15 protein-coding genes and 1 pseudogene are annotated in these 17,772 nt (G+C 72.1%); 8 read left to right on the plus strand and 8 right to left on the minus strand.

The features are described 5' to 3' along the window. Nucleotides 1–14: 14 nt before the first annotated feature. On the plus strand, nucleotides 15–1,685 hold the full coding sequence (locus AQJ54_RS14735) for a PHP domain-containing protein (protein ID WP_062237678.1): 1,671 nt from the start codon (nucleotides 15–17) through the stop codon (nucleotides 1,683–1,685). Nucleotides 1,686–1,772: 87 nt separating this feature from the next. Here AQJ54_RS14735 and AQJ54_RS14740 read toward each other — a convergent pair whose 3' ends face one another. From AQJ54_RS14740 to AQJ54_RS14755, 4 genes are read right to left on the minus strand one after another with little or no spacing between them, the layout of a single operon-like run. Further along, complete coding sequence (locus AQJ54_RS14740) at nucleotides 1,773–2,228, minus strand: MaoC family dehydratase (RefSeq protein ID WP_030314990.1); 456 nt, start codon at nucleotides 2,226–2,228, stop codon at nucleotides 1,773–1,775. Nucleotides 2,229–2,236: 8 nt separating this feature from the next. Continuing rightward, nucleotides 2,237–3,739 carry an acyl-CoA synthetase gene (locus AQJ54_RS14745; protein ID WP_062029054.1) on the minus strand — a complete coding sequence of 501 codons (1,503 nt, stop codon included), beginning with the start codon at nucleotides 3,737–3,739 and terminating at the stop codon, nucleotides 2,237–2,239. Between the two features lie 10 nt (nucleotides 3,740–3,749). Beyond that, complete coding sequence (locus AQJ54_RS14750; RefSeq protein ID WP_062238627.1) at nucleotides 3,750–4,628, minus strand: amidohydrolase family protein; 879 nt, start codon at nucleotides 4,626–4,628, stop codon at nucleotides 3,750–3,752. Nucleotides 4,629–4,639: 11 nt separating this feature from the next. After that, nucleotides 4,640–5,557 (minus strand): SDR family NAD(P)-dependent oxidoreductase, encoded by a 918-nt coding sequence (locus AQJ54_RS14755; RefSeq protein WP_062237680.1) that lies wholly within the window; start codon nucleotides 5,555–5,557, stop codon nucleotides 4,640–4,642. 210 nt (nucleotides 5,558–5,767) lie between these two features. Here AQJ54_RS14755 and AQJ54_RS14760 point away from each other — a divergent pair, with 210 nt between their 5' ends. The 4 genes from AQJ54_RS14760 to AQJ54_RS14775 are packed head-to-tail and all read left to right on the plus strand — an operon-like array spanning nucleotide 5,768 to nucleotide 8,964. Beyond that, complete coding sequence (locus AQJ54_RS14760) at nucleotides 5,768–6,187, plus strand: MarR family winged helix-turn-helix transcriptional regulator (RefSeq protein WP_079069911.1); 420 nt, start codon at nucleotides 5,768–5,770, stop codon at nucleotides 6,185–6,187. Then, nucleotides 6,184–7,005, plus strand: a complete 822-nt coding sequence (locus tag AQJ54_RS14765; protein WP_062237682.1) for an IclR family transcriptional regulator — start codon at nucleotides 6,184–6,186, stop codon at nucleotides 7,003–7,005. The genes AQJ54_RS14760 and AQJ54_RS14765 overlap by 4 nt, the downstream gene beginning before the upstream one ends. Nucleotides 7,006–7,063: 58 nt before the next feature. Beyond that, the gene (locus AQJ54_RS14770) at nucleotides 7,064–8,299 is read left to right on the plus strand and encodes a sensor histidine kinase (protein WP_062237684.1); all 1,236 of its coding nucleotides are present in this window, start codon (nucleotides 7,064–7,066) and stop codon (nucleotides 8,297–8,299) included. Then, on the plus strand, nucleotides 8,296–8,964 hold the full coding sequence (locus AQJ54_RS14775) for a response regulator (protein WP_062029046.1): 669 nt from the start codon (nucleotides 8,296–8,298) through the stop codon (nucleotides 8,962–8,964). The genes AQJ54_RS14770 and AQJ54_RS14775 overlap by 4 nt, the downstream gene beginning before the upstream one ends. Here AQJ54_RS14775 and AQJ54_RS14780 read toward each other — a convergent pair. Next, nucleotides 8,961–9,386 (minus strand): VOC family protein, encoded by a 426-nt coding sequence (locus AQJ54_RS14780; RefSeq protein WP_062237685.1) that lies wholly within the window; start codon nucleotides 9,384–9,386, stop codon nucleotides 8,961–8,963. The genes AQJ54_RS14775 and AQJ54_RS14780 overlap by 4 nt on opposite strands. 246 nt (nucleotides 9,387–9,632) lie before the next feature. Here AQJ54_RS14780 and AQJ54_RS14785 point away from each other — a divergent pair, with 246 nt between their 5' ends. From AQJ54_RS14785 to AQJ54_RS14795, 3 genes are all read left to right on the plus strand, one after another. After that, nucleotides 9,633–11,945 carry an MMPL family transporter gene (locus AQJ54_RS14785; RefSeq protein WP_062237687.1) on the plus strand — a complete coding sequence of 771 codons (2,313 nt, stop codon included), beginning with the start codon at nucleotides 9,633–9,635 and terminating at the stop codon, nucleotides 11,943–11,945. Nucleotides 11,946–12,292: 347 nt separating this feature from the next. Beyond that, complete coding sequence (locus AQJ54_RS14790) at nucleotides 12,293–13,534, plus strand: L,D-transpeptidase (protein WP_062237689.1); 1,242 nt, start codon at nucleotides 12,293–12,295, stop codon at nucleotides 13,532–13,534. A 235-nt stretch (nucleotides 13,535–13,769) separates the two neighbouring features. After that, on the plus strand, nucleotides 13,770–15,161 hold the full coding sequence (locus AQJ54_RS14795; RefSeq protein ID WP_062237690.1) for a glycoside hydrolase family 16 protein: 1,392 nt from the start codon (nucleotides 13,770–13,772) through the stop codon (nucleotides 15,159–15,161). 56 nt (nucleotides 15,162–15,217) lie between these two features. Here AQJ54_RS14795 and AQJ54_RS14800 read toward each other — a convergent pair whose 3' ends face one another. From AQJ54_RS14800 to AQJ54_RS46690, 3 genes and pseudogenes are all read right to left on the minus strand, one after another. Next, nucleotides 15,218–16,240, minus strand: a complete 1,023-nt coding sequence (locus tag AQJ54_RS14800; protein WP_062237692.1) for a TolB family protein — start codon at nucleotides 16,238–16,240, stop codon at nucleotides 15,218–15,220. Next, nucleotides 16,237–17,643, minus strand: a complete 1,407-nt coding sequence (locus AQJ54_RS14805) for an MFS transporter (protein WP_062237694.1) — start codon at nucleotides 17,641–17,643, stop codon at nucleotides 16,237–16,239. Before AQJ54_RS14805 ends, AQJ54_RS14800 begins: the two co-directional genes overlap by 4 nt. Before the next feature lie 5 nt (nucleotides 17,644–17,648). Next, nucleotides 17,649–17,772 (minus strand): annotated as a pseudogene (locus AQJ54_RS46690) (acid phosphatase); the annotation flags it as partial.

Raw genomic sequence — 17,772 nt, forward strand, 5'->3', positions numbered from 1 at the left:
ACTTGAGGATCACCATGACCGAGCAGCAGCTTCCCTCCTGGGCCGACCCCGCCGTCTCCCCCGCCGACCTCGACGCGCAGGGTGTGTCGAGACGCGGACTCCTGCGCCGTGCGGGCCTGTTCGGCGCGGCGTTCGCGCTGGGGTCGGCCGCCACTCCCGCCTTCGCCGCCTCCGGGAAGCGGGGCCTGGGCAGCGACGACCCCCACCTCGCCTACCTGGTCGGCGACCACCACGTGCACTCCGTCTACAGCCACGACGCGAAGTACACCTTCTCCCAGCAGGCGCGGGCCGCCGCCAAGTACGGCCTCGACTGGATGGTGTTCAACGAGCACTCCAACTTCGGACACGCGAACTACGGCGCGAAGCTGGAGCACGCGGAAATCGTCAAGGCCCGCGCCGAGAACCCGCGTCAGCTGATCTTCCAGGGCCTGGAGTGGTACATCCCGGCCGCCGAGCACTGCACGGTCTTCGCCGCGCCCGGCCCCCACGAGACGGATCTGCTCACGCAGTTCGAGCTGGCCTACGACGGCAAGCTGCTCGGTTACACCGAGGGCTCCGCGGGCGCGGCCGACACCGCCCGCAACGAGGCGCACGCCGTGAAGGCCATCAAGTGGCTGGCGGAGCAGCGCCGTTCGGGCTACGTGGACGACGTGCTCGTCATCGCCAACCATCCGCTGCGGCTCGGCATCGACTCCCCGCACGAGCTGCGGAACTGGCGCGACGCGGCTCCCGAGATCATGATCGGCATGGAGGGCGCCCCGGGCGCCCAGGGTGCGGCGATCCCCGGGTGGCGGGGCGCCACGTCGATCCGGGGCGAGTACGAGAACAAGCAGTCTGCGCAGTCCTGGGCGGGCTATCCGGCCGAGGCCTATGTGACGTACGGCGGTTTCGACTGGGCGACCGCGACGGTCGGCGGGCTGTGGGACTCGATGCTGGCCGAGGGCAGCCTGTACTCGATCACCACCAACTCCGACAACCACCGCACGGTCTTCGACACCTGGAAGAACGGCGACTGGCCCGCCGGGCAGAACTTCGACAACACCGGCAGGCTCCCCGACCCGGTGAACACCGACACCCCGCAGCCCGGCAGCGACTTCTGGCCGGGCGAGTTCAGCCGCACCCATGTGGGTGTGACGCGTTACGGCTACCGCTCGGTCATGGCGGGCCTGCGCGCGGGCCGCGTCTGGGTGGACCACGGACACCTTCTGGACGGGCTCGACGTCCGGGTGAAGCGGGAGTGCGACGCCGGGCGCGGGGTCACCCTGGGCGGTCGGCTGCGGGTCCGCAAGGGCGAGAAACTCACGCTGTACGTGACGGTCACCTCCGCGTCCCGCCCCAACCCCCAGGGAATCCTGCCCGAGTTGGCGCACGTGGACGTGATCCGGGGCGCGGTGCGCGGGCCGGTGACCGACCGGGACGGCTGGCGGGCGCCCGACACGAAGGTCGTGCAGACCAGGGACGTGTCGGGCCGGAAGGGGACGTACACCCTGCGCATCCCGCTGACCGCCGGGGACGAGTCGTTCTACGTCCGCCTGCGCGGCAGCGACGGCAACCGGCACGGAGCGGGTTACCTCGGCGCGGCGATCGACCCGCACGGCCCGATCCCCCACGAGCCCGGCAACGGCGACCCGTGGGCCGACACGTGGTTCTACTCGAACCCGGTCTTCGTCGACGTCACCGGCTGAGTTCGACGCCGCCCCCAAAGGGGCGCGGGGAACTGCGCGACCAGCCACAGCGGTCCCGCAGTTCCCCACTGCCTCCGCCCGGACGTTTTAGGCGTAGAACCGGGAAAGACTCTGCAGCACCGCCGCCGGCTTCGCCCCGCCCTCGATCTCGATCGCCCCGTCGACGGTGATCTGGACACCGCCGGGCACCTCCTCGACCTCGGTCAGCTTGCCGACCAGGCGGATGCGGGAGCCGACCTTCACCGGCGAGGGGAAACGGACCTTGTTCAGACCGTAGTTGACCTTCGTCGTCACGCCCTGGACGTCGAGGAGTTCGGTGAACAGGGGGATGAACAGGGACAGGGTCAGGTAACCGTGGGCGATGGGGGCGCCGAACGGGCCGTCCTTGGCGCGCTCGGGGTCCACATGGATCCACTGGTGGTCACCGGTCGCGTCGGCGAAGGTGTCGATCCGCTCCTGGGTGACCTCGATCCACTCGCTGGTGCCGAGGTCGCTGCCCGCGAGCTTCTTCAGTTCGTCGAGGCCGTTCACGGTGAGGCTCATGGGGTTCCTTAACTGTTGCCGTAGCGCTTGCGCACCCGGGACTTGAGGAGCTTTCCGGAGGCGGTGCGCGGGAGTTCGTCCGCGACCACCACCGACTTGGGGATCTTGTACTTGGCGAGCCGGCCGGCCAGGGAGGCCAGCACCTCGTCGGGGTCGGGCACCTTGCCCTCGCGGGGGACGACGACCGCCCTCGGCACCTCGCCCCACTTCTCGTCGGCGACGCCGATGACCGCGCACTCGGCGATGTCGGGGTGGCGCAGGAGCAGGTCCTCGATCTCGGCGGGGTAGATGTTCTCGCCGCCCGAGATGATCATGTCCTTGATGCGGTCGACGATGAAGACGTAGCCGTCCTCGTCGACCCGGGCGGCGTCCCCGCTGCGGAACCAGCCGTCGGCGAAGGAGGCGGCCGTCTCCTCGGGCAGCCCCCAGTACCCCGGCATGACGTGCGGGCCGCGGAGCACGACCTCGCCGGTCTCGCCGGTGTCGACGGGCGCGAGGTCGGGCCGTACGACCCGGACGTCGCTGAAGAAGTGCGGCACCCCCGCCGAACCCGCCTTGCTGATGGCGTGCTCGGCGTCCAGGAACAGGGTCCCGGGTGAGGCCTCCGTCATGCCGTAGCCCTGGAGGAAGGTGAGCCCGCGCTCCTGGTAGGCGGCGATCAGAGGGGTCGACACCGGGGAGCCGCCGCAGGTCAGGATGCGCAGGGAGGACAGGTCCGCGGCCGGCCAGCGCGGATGCCGGGCCACCTGCTCGAACATCGTCGGAACCCCGAACATGAAGGTGATCCGGTGCTGTTCGATCAGGTCGAAGGTGGCGTCCGGGTCGAAGGCCTCGACCAGGACGCAGGTGCCGCCCTTGAGCAGCACGGGCAGGGCCAGCATGTTCAGGCCCGCGGTGTGGAACAACGGGGCGGAGACCAGGGCGCGTTCGTCGGCGATCAGGTCGGTGTCGACGAGGACGTTGATCGCGTTCCAGGTGAGGTTGCCGTGGGTGAGCATCGCGCCCTTGGGGCGGCCCGTGGTGCCCGAGGTGTACATGATGATGCAGGTGTCGTCGCCCGTGACCGGCTCGTCGATCGGCTCGGCCGGTGACCCGGCGAGCAGCTGCTCGTATTCGGCGCCCACTTCGACGTACGTACGGACATCGGTGCTGCCCGGCAGTCCGGCGACGAGCCCCGCGTGCGAGGGTCCGTAGACGAGCGCCCTGGCCCCGGAGTCGGAGAGCTGGTAGCCGATCTCCGGTCCGGCGAGGCGGGTGTTGAGCGGGACGAAGACCGCGCCGAGGACTCCGGCCGCGAACAGCGTCTCCAGGTAGGAGGGGTGGTTGGGTCCGAGGTAGGCGACCCGGTCGCCGCGCCGGATGCCCCGGGCGCGCAGGGCGTGCGCGAGGCGGGTGACGCGGGTGTGCAGCTCGGCGTACGAGAGTGTGGTGCCGCCGTGGATCAGGGCGGTGCGGTGCGGGGTCTTGCGGGCCCGGCGTGCGGGCCACGAACCCAGTCCCTCGTTGCGCATCAGGGGCCCCTTACGGCTTGGTCAGCCCGAGCAGGCGGGCGGCGTTCTCCTTGAGGATCCTCGGCTTCACCTCGTCCTTGATCGACAGCTTCTCGAAGTCGGCGAGCCAGCGGTCGGGGGTGAGGACGGGGAAGTCGGAGCCGAAGAGGACCTTGTCCTTGAGCAGGGTGTTCGCGTACTGCACGAGCTGCGGCGGGAAGTACTTCGGCGACCAGCCGGACAGGTCGATGTGGACGCCCGGCTTGTGCGTGGCGACGGCGAGGGCCTCGTCCTGCCAGGGGAAGGACGGGTGCGCCAGGATGATCTTCAGGTGCGGGAAGTCGGCCGCCACGTCGTCCACGTGCAGCGGGTTCGAGTACTTCAGACGGATGCCGCCGCCGCCCGGGACCCCGGCGCCGATGCCGGTCTGGCCGGTGTGGAAGAGGGCGATGGTGCCCGTCTCCTCGATCACCTCGTAGAGGTCGTAGGCCACCGAGCGGTCGTTGGGGAAGAAGCCCTGGATGCTGGGGTGGAACTTGAAGCCCTTGACCCCGTACTCCTCGACCAGTCGGCGGGCCTGCTTCACGCCCGCCTTCCCGCGGAAGGGGTCGATGGAGGCGAAGGGGATCAGCACGTCGGAGTTGGCGGCGGCGGCCTCGGCGACCTCCTCGTTCGGGACGGGCGCGGTGCCGGTCGCGGACTCCGAGTCCACCGTGAAGATCACGGCGGCCATCCTCCGCTCGCGGTAGTAGGCGGCGGTCTCCTCCAGCGTGGGCTTCCGCTTGCCCTCGACCTTGAAGTAGGCGGAGGAGGCGTCGTGGAGGTCGTCGTCCAGGGAGGAGGCGTGGCCCTTGGAGGAGACCTCCGCGTGGGTGTGGACGTCGATGGCGACCAGGTCGTCGACGTTCATCGAGGGGGCCATCATGCCTCCGGGAACTTGGGCGCCGGGATGCCGACCGACTGGAGCTCGGCACCGACCGAGGTGGGGAAGGCGTCGGCCAGCGTCTCGGGGGTCCAGCCGCCGTCGGCGTACGCGGCCTTGATCTCCTGCGGATGGGACCAGAGTGCCACCTTGTCGCCGCCGATGCCGATGGCCTGTCCGGTGATGCCCCGGGCCGCCTCGGAGGCGAGGAAGGGCACGAGGGCCGCGCAGTCCTCGGGGGTGCCGAAGCCCTCGCCCTTGCGCAGGAAGTCCGGCAGCGGCTCGCCGTTGCGCATGGCCTCGATGTACGGGGCGAAGGCGGGGATGGTCTCGGTCATCGCGGTCGCGGCGACCGGCACGATCGCGTTGACGGTGATGTTCGCGCGGCCCAGTTCCATCGACCAGGTGCGGGCGAAGGCGGCGATGCCGGCCTTGGCGGCGGCGTAGTTCGTCTGGCCGAAGTTGCCGCGCTGCCCGGCCGGGGAGCCGACCAGGATCAGCGAGCCGCCCTCGCCCTGCTCGCGCATCCGCACGGCGGCGGCGCGGGCGCAGGTGAAGGTGCCCTTGAGGTGGGTGGTGATCACGGCGTCGAAGTCGTCGTCGGTCATCTTCCACAGCACCTTGTCGCGCAGGATGCCCGCGTTGGTGACCAGGATGTCCAGCCGCCCGAACTCCTCCACCGCGCGGTTCACGAGCCGCTCGGCGGCCTCGGTGGTGCCGACCGGGACGACCTCGGCGACGGCCCGGCCGCCGGCCTCGGTGATGCTCTTCACCGCCTGCTCGGCGACCGCCTCGTCCACGTCGTTGACGACGACCGAGGCGCCGTGGGCGGCGAGGGCGTGCGCGTAGGCGAGGCCGAGGCCCCGGCCGCTGCCGGTGACGACGGCGACCTTGCCGGAGAGATCGATGCTGGGCACGAGCGGGTCCCTTCCCGAGGGGTACGACTGCGGGTACGCGTGCTGGTACGACTGCGAGGTCGAAGTTAAGAGCAATAATTGGTGACGTCAATAGTTGTTGGAGACCTCCGGGTGAGTCATGCTGGAATCTGTACGTCGTACCGACCCAGGGAGCTCGCCATCACCAGCCAGCACGTGACCCCGAAGCCCATGGACGCGGAGGAGCCGTGGATGCGCGGGCTGCACGCGGACACCGGTTATCTGCTGTACCGCCTCGGCCTGCGCTCCGGTCAGCTGTTCAACACGTTCCTCCAGGAGTCGGGGCTGCGGCTGCGGCACTACGCCGTGCTGCGCTATCTCGCCGGTGCCGAGGGCGCCCTCCAGCGGGAGCTGAGCACCCGGCTCGGCTACGACCCGAGCGCGATCGTCGGCCTGGTCGACGACCTGGAGAGGCTGGGCATGACCGAGCGCCGCCCCTCCCCCGACGACCGGCGCAGCAAGATCGTCGTGCTGACCGAGGACGGCCGGGCCTTCCTGCGCGGCACCGACGAGGCCGGCAGACGGGTCACCAACGACCTGCTCGCCCCGCTCGACACCGCCGAACGCGAGACGCTCCAGGCGCTCCTGCTGAGGGTCGTCGACCGGCCATGACCGTGGCCCCGCACTCCAGGACCGGTGCGCGCGGCGGGACCCCCACCGCGCCGGACCGGCTGCTGTCCGTGCTCGCCGCCTTCGACCACGACCACCCGGCGCTGTCCCTCACCGACATCAGCCGGCGGGCCGGACTGACCCTGACCACGGCCCACCGCCTGGTCGGCGCGCTGACCGAGTGGGGCGCGCTGGAGCGGGACGACGCCGGGATCTACCACGTGGGGCTGCGGCTGTGGGAGGTCGCCGCGCTGGCTCCGCGCGGGGTCGCGCTGCGGCAGCTCGCGCTGCCGTACCTGGAGGACCTGTACGAAGCCACCCACGAGAACGTGCAGTTGGCGGTGCGGGACGGCTCGGACGTCGTCTACATCGAGTGGATCTCGGGGCGTTCGGCGGTCGGGGTGCACATCCGGGTCGGCGCGCGCTGGCCGCTGCACGCCACCGGGGTCGGTCTGGTGCTGCTGGCCCACTGCGGCCCGCGGGAGCAGGAGGAGTACTGCGCCGGTCCGCTCGCCGTGTTCACCCCGCACACGATCGCCGACCCGGCGCGGCTGCGCCGGGTGCTGGCCGAAGTGCGGCGCTCGGGAGTCGCGGTGAGCAGCCGTCAGGTCACCGACGACGCCCTGTCGGTGGCCGCCCCGGTGCGCGGCCCGGACGGCACGGTGGTCGCGGCCGTGTCGGTCGTCGTGCCCCAGGCCGACGACCAGGTGCCGGCCCTGGTCCCGGCGGTACGGCTCGCGGCGCTGGGGATCTCACGGGCGCTGGGCTGGCAGCCCGCGGTCACGCCCCGCCCGGGCACCGGAAATCCCTCGCACCGGTGAGGCCCCGGCCGGGCCGTCGTCGTGATACTGGAACGGCCCCGGCCCCGAGGAGCCGCCCATGTCCGCCGCCCGGTCCCGCCACGACCCGCTCGTGACCCGCGCGAGGTCGGCGCACCCGTACGGCCTGGTCGTGAACCGCCTGAGGTCGGCCAACCCGTACGTCGTCGACAGCGCGCTCGCCGTGCTGGTGCTGTTCGCCGCGTCCCTCCAGTGGATGTTCCCGGACGAGGGCGACGACCGGCTCACCCTGGTGGGCTGGCTGCTGGGAGCCGGTACGGCCGTTCCGCTGATCTGGCGGCGCCGCTTCCCCTACGCGACCGCCCTGGCCGTCTCGACGGTCACCACCGCGATGGCGTACTACCACGCGCCCCCGCCCGACGTCCCCTACAGCGGCCTCGTCGTCCTCTACACCATGGCCGTCCAGGGCCTGCCCTGGCAGCGCCGCAGCATGCTGGCGAGCTGGCTGCTCGGGGCCGTGCTGACCATGCAGTTCAAGGAGCACGCCCAGCCCTTCGAGTACGCCTTCCACCTCACCGGCATGATCTGCGCCTACGGCCTCGGTGTGCTGGCCCGCCTCCAGCGCGCGTACACCGCGGCCGTCGAGGACCGGGCCGCCCGCCTCGAGCGGGAGCGGGCCGCGGAGACCGCGCGGGCCATCGCCCAGGAACGGGCCCGGATCGCCCGGGACATGCACGACATCCTGGCGCACGCGGTGAGCCTGATGGTCGTCCAGGCGGAGGCCGGACCGGTCGTGGTGCGCAGCGATCCGGCCCGCGCCGAGGCGGCGTTCGACGCCATCGCGGCCAGCGGCCGGGACGCGATGAACCAACTGCGGCGGATCCTCGGTGTGTTGAAGGAGGAGGAGCGCCGGAGCGGCGCCACCCGGCTGCCGCAGCCCGACCTCGCCGCGCTCCCGTCCCTGGTCCGCCAGGTCTCCGAATCGACGGGCCTGCGGGTCGACTTCCGCATCTGCGGCCGGTCGCGCCCCCTTCCCCCGGACACCGAGGTCGCCGCCTATCGCGCGGTGCAGGAAGCCCTGACCAACACCGTCAAGCACGCGTACGCTTCCCGTGCACAGGTGGAACTCGACTGGAAAGAGAACGAGTTGACCGTCACGGTGACCGACGACGGCACCGGGCCCGCGCGCCCGGACGGCGGGCACGGGCTGATCGGCCTCAGGGAGCGGGCGGCGGCCTGCGGGGGCAGCGCCGAGACCGGGCCGGGTCCGGAAGGGGGCTTCCGGGTGGTCGTGCGGCTGCCCGCGGGCGCCGACCGGGAGGCGGCCCTCGGGTGAGCATCCGGGTGGTCGTCGCCGACGACCAGGAACTGGTCCGCAGCGGCTTCAGCATGATCCTGGAGGCGCAGCCGGACATCGAGGTGGTCGCCGAGGCCGGGGACGGCGCGGAGGCGGTCGCCGCGGTCCGCCGGCACACCCCGGACGTCCTCCTGCTCGACATCCGGATGCCGGTCATGGACGGCCTGGAGGCGGCCCGCCGGGTGTGCGCGGGGTCGGGCTGCAAGGTGGTCATGCTGACCACGTTCGATCTCGACGAGTACGTGTACGACGCCCTGTACGCGGGTGCCAGCGGCTTCCTGCTCAAGGACGTCCGCCGCGACGACCTCGTCCACGCGGTCCGCGTGGTGGCGGGCGGCGACTCCCTCCTCGCCCCGGCCGTCACCCGCCGCCTGGTGGCGGACATCGTGCGCCGCCGCCGCGAGGAGACGGCCACCGGGCCCGCCCCCGGCTGCCTGGACGTCCTGACGGCCCGGGAGGTGGAGACCCTGCGGATGCTGGCGCGGGGCCTGTCGAACGCCGAGATCGCCACGACCCTGTTCGTGAGCGAGCACACGGTGAAGACCCACGTCAGCAACGTCCTGAGCAAGCTGGGGCTGCGGGACCGGGTCCAGGCGGTGATCCGGGCGTACGAGACGGGTCTGGTGACGCCGGGGGCGCCCTAGTCCTCCTCGTCCCCCTGGTCCCCGAGCTCGGTGAACAGGGTGAGCTGGAGTGAACCAGGCCCTTCCAGGCGGGAGTTGAGCGAGTTCCACGGGGTGCGGGTCGGCTCGGCGACGACCTCCGCCCCGGCCTCCGCCAGCCTCGCCGTGGTCGCCGTCGAGTCGTCGACCTCGAACGCCACCCGGATGTGCCCGGCGACCCGCTTGCCGACCTCCACCTCGTCGATGAACGCGGCATGGTCCGGATCGGTGATCTCCAGCGTCGCCCGCCCCGCCTCCAGGATGGTGACGCGGCCGCCGTCGGACGCGAACGCGGCCCGCTCGGGCAGACCGAGCACGTCCCGGTAGAAGCGCAACGCCTCGTCGTAGTCGTCCGCGGTGACGACGAGACGGAGTTCACGGACGGTGGGCGGTACCTCGGACATGCGGGCCTCCTCGTAGCTGTTCCCAAGGTCAACTCCTCGACCGGTACCGAGAATTCCTCCCCCGCGGGAGTGAGCCGGGGCCAGGACTCACTCGCACGGCGGAGTCCCGGAAACCGCCCGCGACGGCGATCCGGTGAGCGGGCCCGCCGCAGCAGCCTGAGGGGGCCAACACCACCGGTGCCCTCGATCACCGGTGCGTTCGACCACCGGTGCCACCAGCCACCGCCAACCCGCCGGGAGGCCCCCGTGCTCTCCACCCTCGCCCGGGCGGCGACCCGTCGCCCGCTCACCGTCATCGGCCTGTGGGCCGCGTTCCTGCTGCTGGGCTTCGGCCTCGGCACGGGCGTATTCGCCGACCTCTCCGACGACGTGCCCGACGTCCCCGGCACCGAGTCCGACCTGGCCGACGACCACCTCTCCGGCATCGACCCGACCGGCGAGTCCGTCACCGCAGTCGTCGCGGGCGAGGCCGTCTCCGACGCGGCTCTGCGCGCCCAGGTCGAGCGGACCGTCGCCGAGGTCCGGCGGATCGCCGGGGTCGCCGACGTACCGGACCCGTACACCACGCCCGGCCTCACCGCCCGCGACGGACAGGCCCTCGTCATCCCCGTCACCTTCGAGGGCGGTCTCAGCGACGAGGCCGAGGAGGAGGCGACGGACAGGGCGGTCGAGACCATCAAACGGATCGACGCGCCCGACGTCCACGTCAGCGGCGGCGAACTCCTCGGCAGGCAGCTCGGTGAGCGGGCCCAACAGGACGTGGAGAAAGCCGAGTTGATCTCCCTGCCGGTCGTTCTCGCCCTGCTGCTCGTCGTGTTCGGCGGACTGCGCGCCGCCGCGCTGCCGCTGGTGGTCGCGGTGAGCGGGATCGCGGGCGCGTTCCTCGGCCTGTTCGTCTTCAGCCAGGTCACCGACATCTCGGTCTACGCGATCCAGGTCACCACCATGCTGGGCCTCGGACTCGCCGTGGACTACGCCCTGTTGACACTGGTCCGCTTCCGCGAGGAACGCCGGTACACCGACGACGTGGTGGAGGCCGTGCACCGCACGGTCGCCTCGGCCGGCCGGACCGTCCTGTTCTCCGGGCTCACCGTGGCCGTCTCCCTGACCGGACTGCTGGTCTTCCCGAGCGTGTTCCTGCGCAGCATCGGCCTGGCCGTGGCCGCGGTCGTGGTGGTCGACATGCTGGCCGCGGTCACCCTGCTGCCCGCCCTGCTCACCAGGTTCGGCGGGCGGATCCGGCCCTCGAAGGCGCGCTCCGAGCACGAGGAGGGCCGGGTCTTCGCCCGCCTCGCCCGCTTCGCGCAGCGCCGCCGTACCGCCGTCCTGGTCACCGTCGTCCCGGTCCTGCTGCTCCTGGCCCTGCCCGTGACCGGTCTGCGCATCGCCATCGGCGACGCCCGGCAACTGCCCGCGGCCACCGAGGCACGGCAGTTGTACGACACCGTCGACGCGCACTTCCCGAAGGGCACCGGGGTCTCCCCCGTGGTGGTCGTCCTCGGGCCCGGCACCACCCCCGCGACCGCCGACCGGATCCGCGCCCTGGTCGCGCACGCCGAGTCCCGTGACCTGCCGGGCGGCACCACCGTCGTGGAGCTGATGCCGCCGGGCAGCGTGGACGGCGGGGCGGCCACCGGCCTGGTCGAGCGGGTCCGGGAGATACGCGGCGACGAGCCCGTCCAGGTCACCGGGGTCGCGGCCCGGCTGGTCGACTTCCGCGCCATGCTCGCCGAGCGGGCACCCTGGGCGGCCCTGACCGTTCTGGCCGGCATCTTCGTCCTGCTGTTCGCCTTCACCGGCTCGGTGCTGCTCCCGCTGCGCACCGTCGCGACCACTCTGCTCAGCCTGGGGGCCGCGCTCGGCGTGGTGGTGTGGGTCTTCCAGGACGGCCACGGGGCCGGGCTGCTCGGCGGCGAAGGACTGGGTGCGCTGAGCCTGACCGTGCCCCCGCTGGTCGTGTCGATCGCCTTCGGGCTCGCCATGGACTACGAGATCTTCATCCTGGCCCGGATGCGGGAGAGCCTGTCGGCGGACCGGCGTCGTACCCTCGCCGGCCGTGCGTCGCGGCGGCCGGTGCATGCGATCGCAAGGCACCGGGACACCCTCGACGGGGGTCCCGCCGTGCGAGCGGATTCGAGCGCGGGCGAGGAGCCACGCGAGCCGTCTGGCCAGGCCGCGGGCGTGCCTGCCGGGCGTCGCGAGGCAGGCAGGGGTGTGCCGACAGGCTCCACGGTCCGCCGGCACACCGGGGACGAGCGGGAGGCCGTGGTGACCGGGCTGCGCCGGTCGGGGCGGGTCGTCACCTGTGCCGCGCTGCTGCTCGCGGTGGTCTTCGGCGCCTTCATGACCGGCGGCTTCTCGCCCATCCTCCAGATCGGCCTGGGGCTGACCCTGGCCGTGCTGATCGACGCGACGGTCGTACGGATGCTGCTGGTCCCGGCGACGATGGCACTGCTGGGCCGCCGGGCCTGGTGGGCGCCGAAGCCGCTGCGCCGGGCGCACGAACGGTTCGGGCTGCGGGAGGCGGCGCCGGAGCCGCGCCTGCCGACCAGCGTCTGAGGGACCGAGGGGGACCGGGTGACGGCCTGGTCCCCCTTTCCGGTGGTGACTACGCTGCCGCAGCATGGACGGCGGAACGGAGAGCCACCGGACGCGGCCCTGCAAGTGGTGCGCCGCACCGGTCCCGCAACCGCGCAGCCGATGGCGCCGACGCGGCTTCTGCAGCCGGGCGCACCGCCGCAAGTACGGACTCCTGCGGGCGATCACGGAGTTCCTGGACCTCTGGTAGCGGCGCGGGGCACCGTCCTCACCGGAATCTCAGGAAGCGGACCGCTGATTCCAAGGATCAGCACATGTGCGCGCGGCAGCATGCACCCGCAAAGGCGGATATCTCAGGAAGGTGTGCCGTGGGCGTCCCGCACATATCGAACCGGTCCGGACGAGAGAGGGAGAGGTGGTCCCGGCGCGGAGTGCTCGCCGCCCTGGGCGTCGTGCCGGCCGCTGTCGTCCTGACCGGATGCGGTGACTCCGCGGACGCCTCGGACGCCCCGGAGTCGTCCGCGACCCCGTCCGCACGGGCCGCCGCGAAGAAGGCGGCCATCACGGTCACCCCCGCCGACGGCACCACCAGGGCCGACTTCGCGAGCCCCGTCCAGGTCACCGTCACCGACGGCACGCTGGCCTCCGTGAAGGTGACCGGCAACGACGGCTCCACGCTGGCCGGAACCCTCAACGAGGCGAGGACCAGGTGGACTTCGACGAGGAACCCGTACTCGGGCACGAAGTACACGGTCACGGCGACCGCGCGGACCGGTACCGCACAGACCACGACCTTCACCACCAGGTCGCCCGGTGAGACCTTCGTGGGCTACTTCACCCCCGAGGCCAACTCCACCTCCGGCGTCGGCATGCCGGTGTCGATCAACTTCACCCACGCCGTGTCCGACCGGGCAGCCGTCCAGAAGGCGATCACCGTGACCGCGGAGCCCGCGGTGGAGATCGTGGGCCACTGGTTCAGCGACACCCGGCTCGACTTCCGCCCCGAGACCTACTGGGCGCCCGGCACGAAGATCACGCTGGGCCTGCGGCTCAAGGACGTCCAGGGCGCGGACGGCGTCTACGGCGTCCAGTCGAAGGACGTCACCTTCCACATCGGCCGCGAGCAGATCAGCACGGTCGACCTGGCCACCAAGGAGATGACGGTCAGGCGCGACGGCTCGACGATCGCCACCTACCCCGTCTCCGGCGGCGACTCCGACCACACCACCTGGTCCGGGATCATGGTCATCAGCGAGCGGTTCAAGCAGACCCGTATGGAGTCCTCGACCGTCGGCCTCGGCGACGAGTACGACATCTCCGACGTCCCGCACGCCCAGCGCCTGACCACCTCCGGGACCTTCGTGCACGGCAACTACTGGGCGGCCGACTCGGTGTTCGGTCACCAGAACACCAGCCACGGCTGCGTCGGCCTGCACGACGCGAAGGGCGCGAACGACCCGTCCGTGGACGGCTACAAGTTCTACAAGAGCTCCATGCTCGGCGACGTCGTGATCGTGAAGAACTCCGGCGAGCGGACCGTGGAGCCGTCGAACGGGCTCAACGGCTGGAACCTGTCGTGGGCGGACTGGAAGGCGGGCAGCGCCGTCTAGCGGGTCCGGCGCCATGCGGGCGTGCCGCCTTGCGGGCCTGCCGCCTGCCGGGTCCGCCGCCTGCCGGGTACGCCCGGTTTCAGAGGGTGAACTCACCAGGGACGGAACGACTTTCACGGCTCAACCTCTTGACGGCCGGAGTGACTGCGAGCACATTGGGCCCACTTTGAGAGCGCTCTCAAAGGCTCCCCAAGACACCCGCGCTCACTTCCCCCCGTACCCGAGAGGCACCCCCATGAGCGAAACCTCCGGTATACCCAGACGGCGCCGGGCCCTCGTCGCCGTCCTGAGCACCCTGGGTCTGGCCGCCGCCCTCGCGACCGCCGCCGCCCTCCCCGCCGACGCCTCCGCCCCCACCCCGCCGACCGGCTGGTCGCAGGTCTTCGTCGACGACTTCAACGGCACCGCCGGCACCGGCGTCAACACCTCGAACTGGCAGTACGCGACCGGGACTTCGTATCCGGGAGGCCCCGCGAACTGGGGTACCGGCGAGGTCGAGACGATGACCAACAGCACCAGCAACGTGGCGCTGGACGGCAACGGCAACCTGCGCATCACCCCCGTCCGCAACGCGGCCGGCAACTGGACCTCGGGCCGCATCGAGACCAACCGCACCGACTTCCAGCCCCCGGCCGGCGGCAAGCTGCGCGTCGAGGCCCGCATCCAGATGCCGAACGTCACCGGCACCGCCGCCGAGGGCTACTGGCCCGCGTTCTGGATGCTGGGCGCGCCCTACCGCGGCAACTACCAGAACTGGCCGGGCGTCGGTGAGCTGGACATCATGGAGAACGTCCAGGGCATGAACCGCGTGTGGGCCACCATGCACTGCGGCACCAACCCGGGCGGCCCCTGCAACGAGACGACGGGCATCGGCAACAACGTCCCCTGCCCCGGGTCGACCTGCCAGTCCGCCTTCCACACCTACACCCTGGAGTGGGACCGCTCGGTGAGCCCCGAGACGATCCGCTTCCTCGTCGACGGAACCCAGTTCCACTCCGTCAACGCGAGCCAGGTCGACGCGACCACCTGGGCCAACGCCACCAACCACGGGTTCTTCATCATCCTCAACGTGGCGATGGGCGGCGCGTTCCCGGACGCGTTCGGCGGCGGACTGGACTCCGGCACGCAGTCCGGCGTGCCCATGGTCGTGGACTACGTGCAGGTGCTCTCCGCGGGCGGTGGCGGCGGCGGTACCACTCCCCCGCCGAGCGGCGGCCGGGACGCGTACAGCACGATCCAGGCGGAGTCCTTCAACGGCCAGAACGGGGTCGGCACCGAGACCACGACCGACTCCGGGGGCGGCCAGAACATCGCCTCGCTGGCCAACGGCGACTGGGCGCTCTACCAGAACGTCGACTTCGGTTCCACCGGGGCCACCCAGTTCGTCGCCCGGGTGGCGAGCGGCGCAGCCGGCGGGGTGAGCGGTCTGGTCGAGGTACGGCTGGACAGTCCGACGGCGACTCCGGTCGGCAGCTTCTCGATCGCCAACACGGGCGGCTGGCAGTCCTGGAGAACGGTCCCGGCGAACATCAGCCGGGTCACCGGCACCCACTCCGTCTATCTGACCTTCACCAGCGGCCAGCCGGCCGACTTCGTGAACGTGAACTGGTTCAACTTCGGTCACTGACGGGCTGGTTGAAGCCGCCCCGGGAGACCCGCGCGGTCTCCCGGGGCAGGCCCGCGTCAGCCCAGGTACGCCGGTGCGACCGCCGACTTCATCAGACGGCGGGCCGTGCCGGTGCCGTCGGCGGGGACCGTCCACAGGTCCGAGCCGTAGTCGCCGGGCAGGGCGTAGACGAGGGTGTGGTCGTCGGACCACAGGGCCTGGTCGTCGATGGTGCGGGACTCGGCGGTCGCGGTCTCCTTCATGGTCCGCAGGTCCAGCACGTACAGCCGCCAAGGGGCGTCCGGAGAGGCCCCCTTGACGCGTTTCTTGTATGCGACGCGGGTGCCGTCCGGCGACAGGGACGGGCACTCCACGTTGCCGTGCAGGGCGGTGAGGGTGCGGGCCCTGACGTCGCCGCGCACCAGGTAGGTCCGGCCGCCGGTGGCGAGCGTGGCGTAGAAGCGGTCGTCGTCGGCGAAGGTGACGCCCCAGATGTTGGTGTCCGCCGCGTGGTGGGTCCGGCCGTCCTTGATGACGCGGAAGGTCTCCAGGTTGTCGTCGATCGTCCAGGTGCGGGTGTCGACGACGGCCGTGCGGGTGGAGAAGTTCGTCCCCGCGTACGAGTCACCGCTGACGAACACCGTCCAGGCGACCAGGTGCCCGGAGGGCGAGACCCGGGCCCGGGTGGGGATGCCCGGGGCCGGGAAGCGGTGCCGTACCCGCAGGCGGGAGTCGAGCACCACCGCACGGTAGGTGTCCTCCAGGGCGCCGTGCACGGCCTGGAGGCAGATGCCGGTGCCGGCCGCGGCGTGGAAGCGCAGGCACTTCACGCCCGACGCGGTGCGCGGGCCCCCGGGGTCGTCGGCGGGCACGGTGGCGATCTCGTCGCGGTGCGGGCCCCAGGCCAGGTTGCGGACCAGCAGCCGGCGCGGGGCCGTCGGCCGCAGCGAGACGGTGCCGGCCCGCACGGTGGGTCCGTCGGCCTGCTGCTCGTCCTTCAGGCCCGAGCGGTGGGCGGCGTGCAGCACCGCCCCGGCGCCGACCGCGCCCAGCAGCAGGACGGCGACCAGGAGGGTGACCAGACGGGTCGTCCGTGTCATGCGCGCACCTCCTCGGTGGTCGTGGTCCCGGGAGTCTCGTCGACGGTCCGGAGCACGAACGCGGCCACGGCGGTGCTCACCGCGAGCCCGGCCGCGGTGACGGTGAGCGCGGTCCGTCCGTCCCACAGGCTCCAGGCCGCGCCGAAGGCGAGCGAGCAGACGAACCGGGCCAGCGCCTGGCCGGTGCCGACCAGTGCCTGCCCGGCGCCCTGGTGCCGGTCCGGGACGACCGAGGCGGTGGCGGCGGCGAGGACTCCGTCGGCGGCCGCGTAGAAGGTGCCGTGCAGCACGAGGACGGCGAGCACCGCCGGGACGCCGTGCCACGGGGAGAGCACCAGGCCGTAGCCGAGCAGCAGGACACCGTGTCCGGCCAGGAAGAGCCGGCGGCGGCTGACGCGGTCGGCGAGCGCGCCCAGCGGGACGGCGAGCAGCAGGAAGGAGGCGGCGGTTCCGAGGGGCAGCAGCGGGAACAGGTGGGCGGGCAGGTCGCCCTCGCGCTGGAGCAGCAGGTACAGGAAGGAGTCGCTGACGGTGGTCAGGCCCAGCAGGGCGGCGCACACCGTGAGCCGCCGCAGGTCCGGCCGACGCAGGAGCCCGAGCGTGTCACGCAACGCCGGGGACCGGGACGGCTCGGGCGGCCGGGGCGGCCGTACGGCATCGGGCGGCTGGGACGGTCGTACGTCATCGGGCGGCCGTACGGCATCGGGCGGCCGTACGGCATCGGGCGGTCGTACGGCGTCCGCGGGAGCGTCGATGTGGCGGGGCACGAACAGCACCAGCACCAGGACGCCGAGCGCGGCGACGCAGGCGCTGACCGTGAAGACGGCGTCGTAGCCGTCGACGGTGGCCCGCAGGACGGCGAAGGCGGCCAAGGGGCCGAGGAGGGCGCCGGTGGTGTCCATGGCGCGGTGGACGCCGAACGCCCGCCCGCGGTGGGCGGGTGGGGTGGCCAGCGAGATCATCGCGTCGCGCGGGGCGGTGCGCAGCCCCTTGCCGGTGCGGTCCACCGCGAGCACCGCGCTGAGGACGGGCAGGGTGTGGGCGAGCGGCAGGAGCGGTTTGCACAGCGCCGAGAGGCCGTAGCCGAGGCCCGCGACGAGCTTGTGCCGGTGGCCTCCCCGGTCGGCGAGGTGGCCGCCGGCCAGCCGGACCAGGGCTCCGACGCCGTTGTTGATGCCGTCGAGGAGGCCGAAGCCGAGCGGGGACAGGCCGAGGCCCGCGACCACGTACAGCGGCAGGACGGCGGTGACCATCTCGGAGGAGACGTCCGTGATGAGGCTGACCGCGCCCAGGGCGAGCACGGTGGACGGCACGACGGCCCGCCGCCGCACCGGAGGGGTGTCCGGTGCGGCGGCGGCCTGGGTGCCGCGGGCGTCCGTGGAGCGGGAGTCCGCGAGGTACACCGGCGTCAGTTCCAGATGCCGGTGATGTCGGCGGCCGAGGCGGCGTTGCCCGCGTGGGTGCTCAGGCCGGCCAGGTCCTCGATCGTGCGCAGCACGTTGTAGTGGTTGTAGGTGGTGGAGCTGGTGCTG

Origin of the sequence: Streptomyces griseorubiginosus (genome assembly GCF_001514195.1) — a bacterium.
Taxonomy (GTDB): domain Bacteria; phylum Actinomycetota; class Actinomycetes; order Streptomycetales; family Streptomycetaceae; genus Streptomyces; species Streptomyces griseorubiginosus.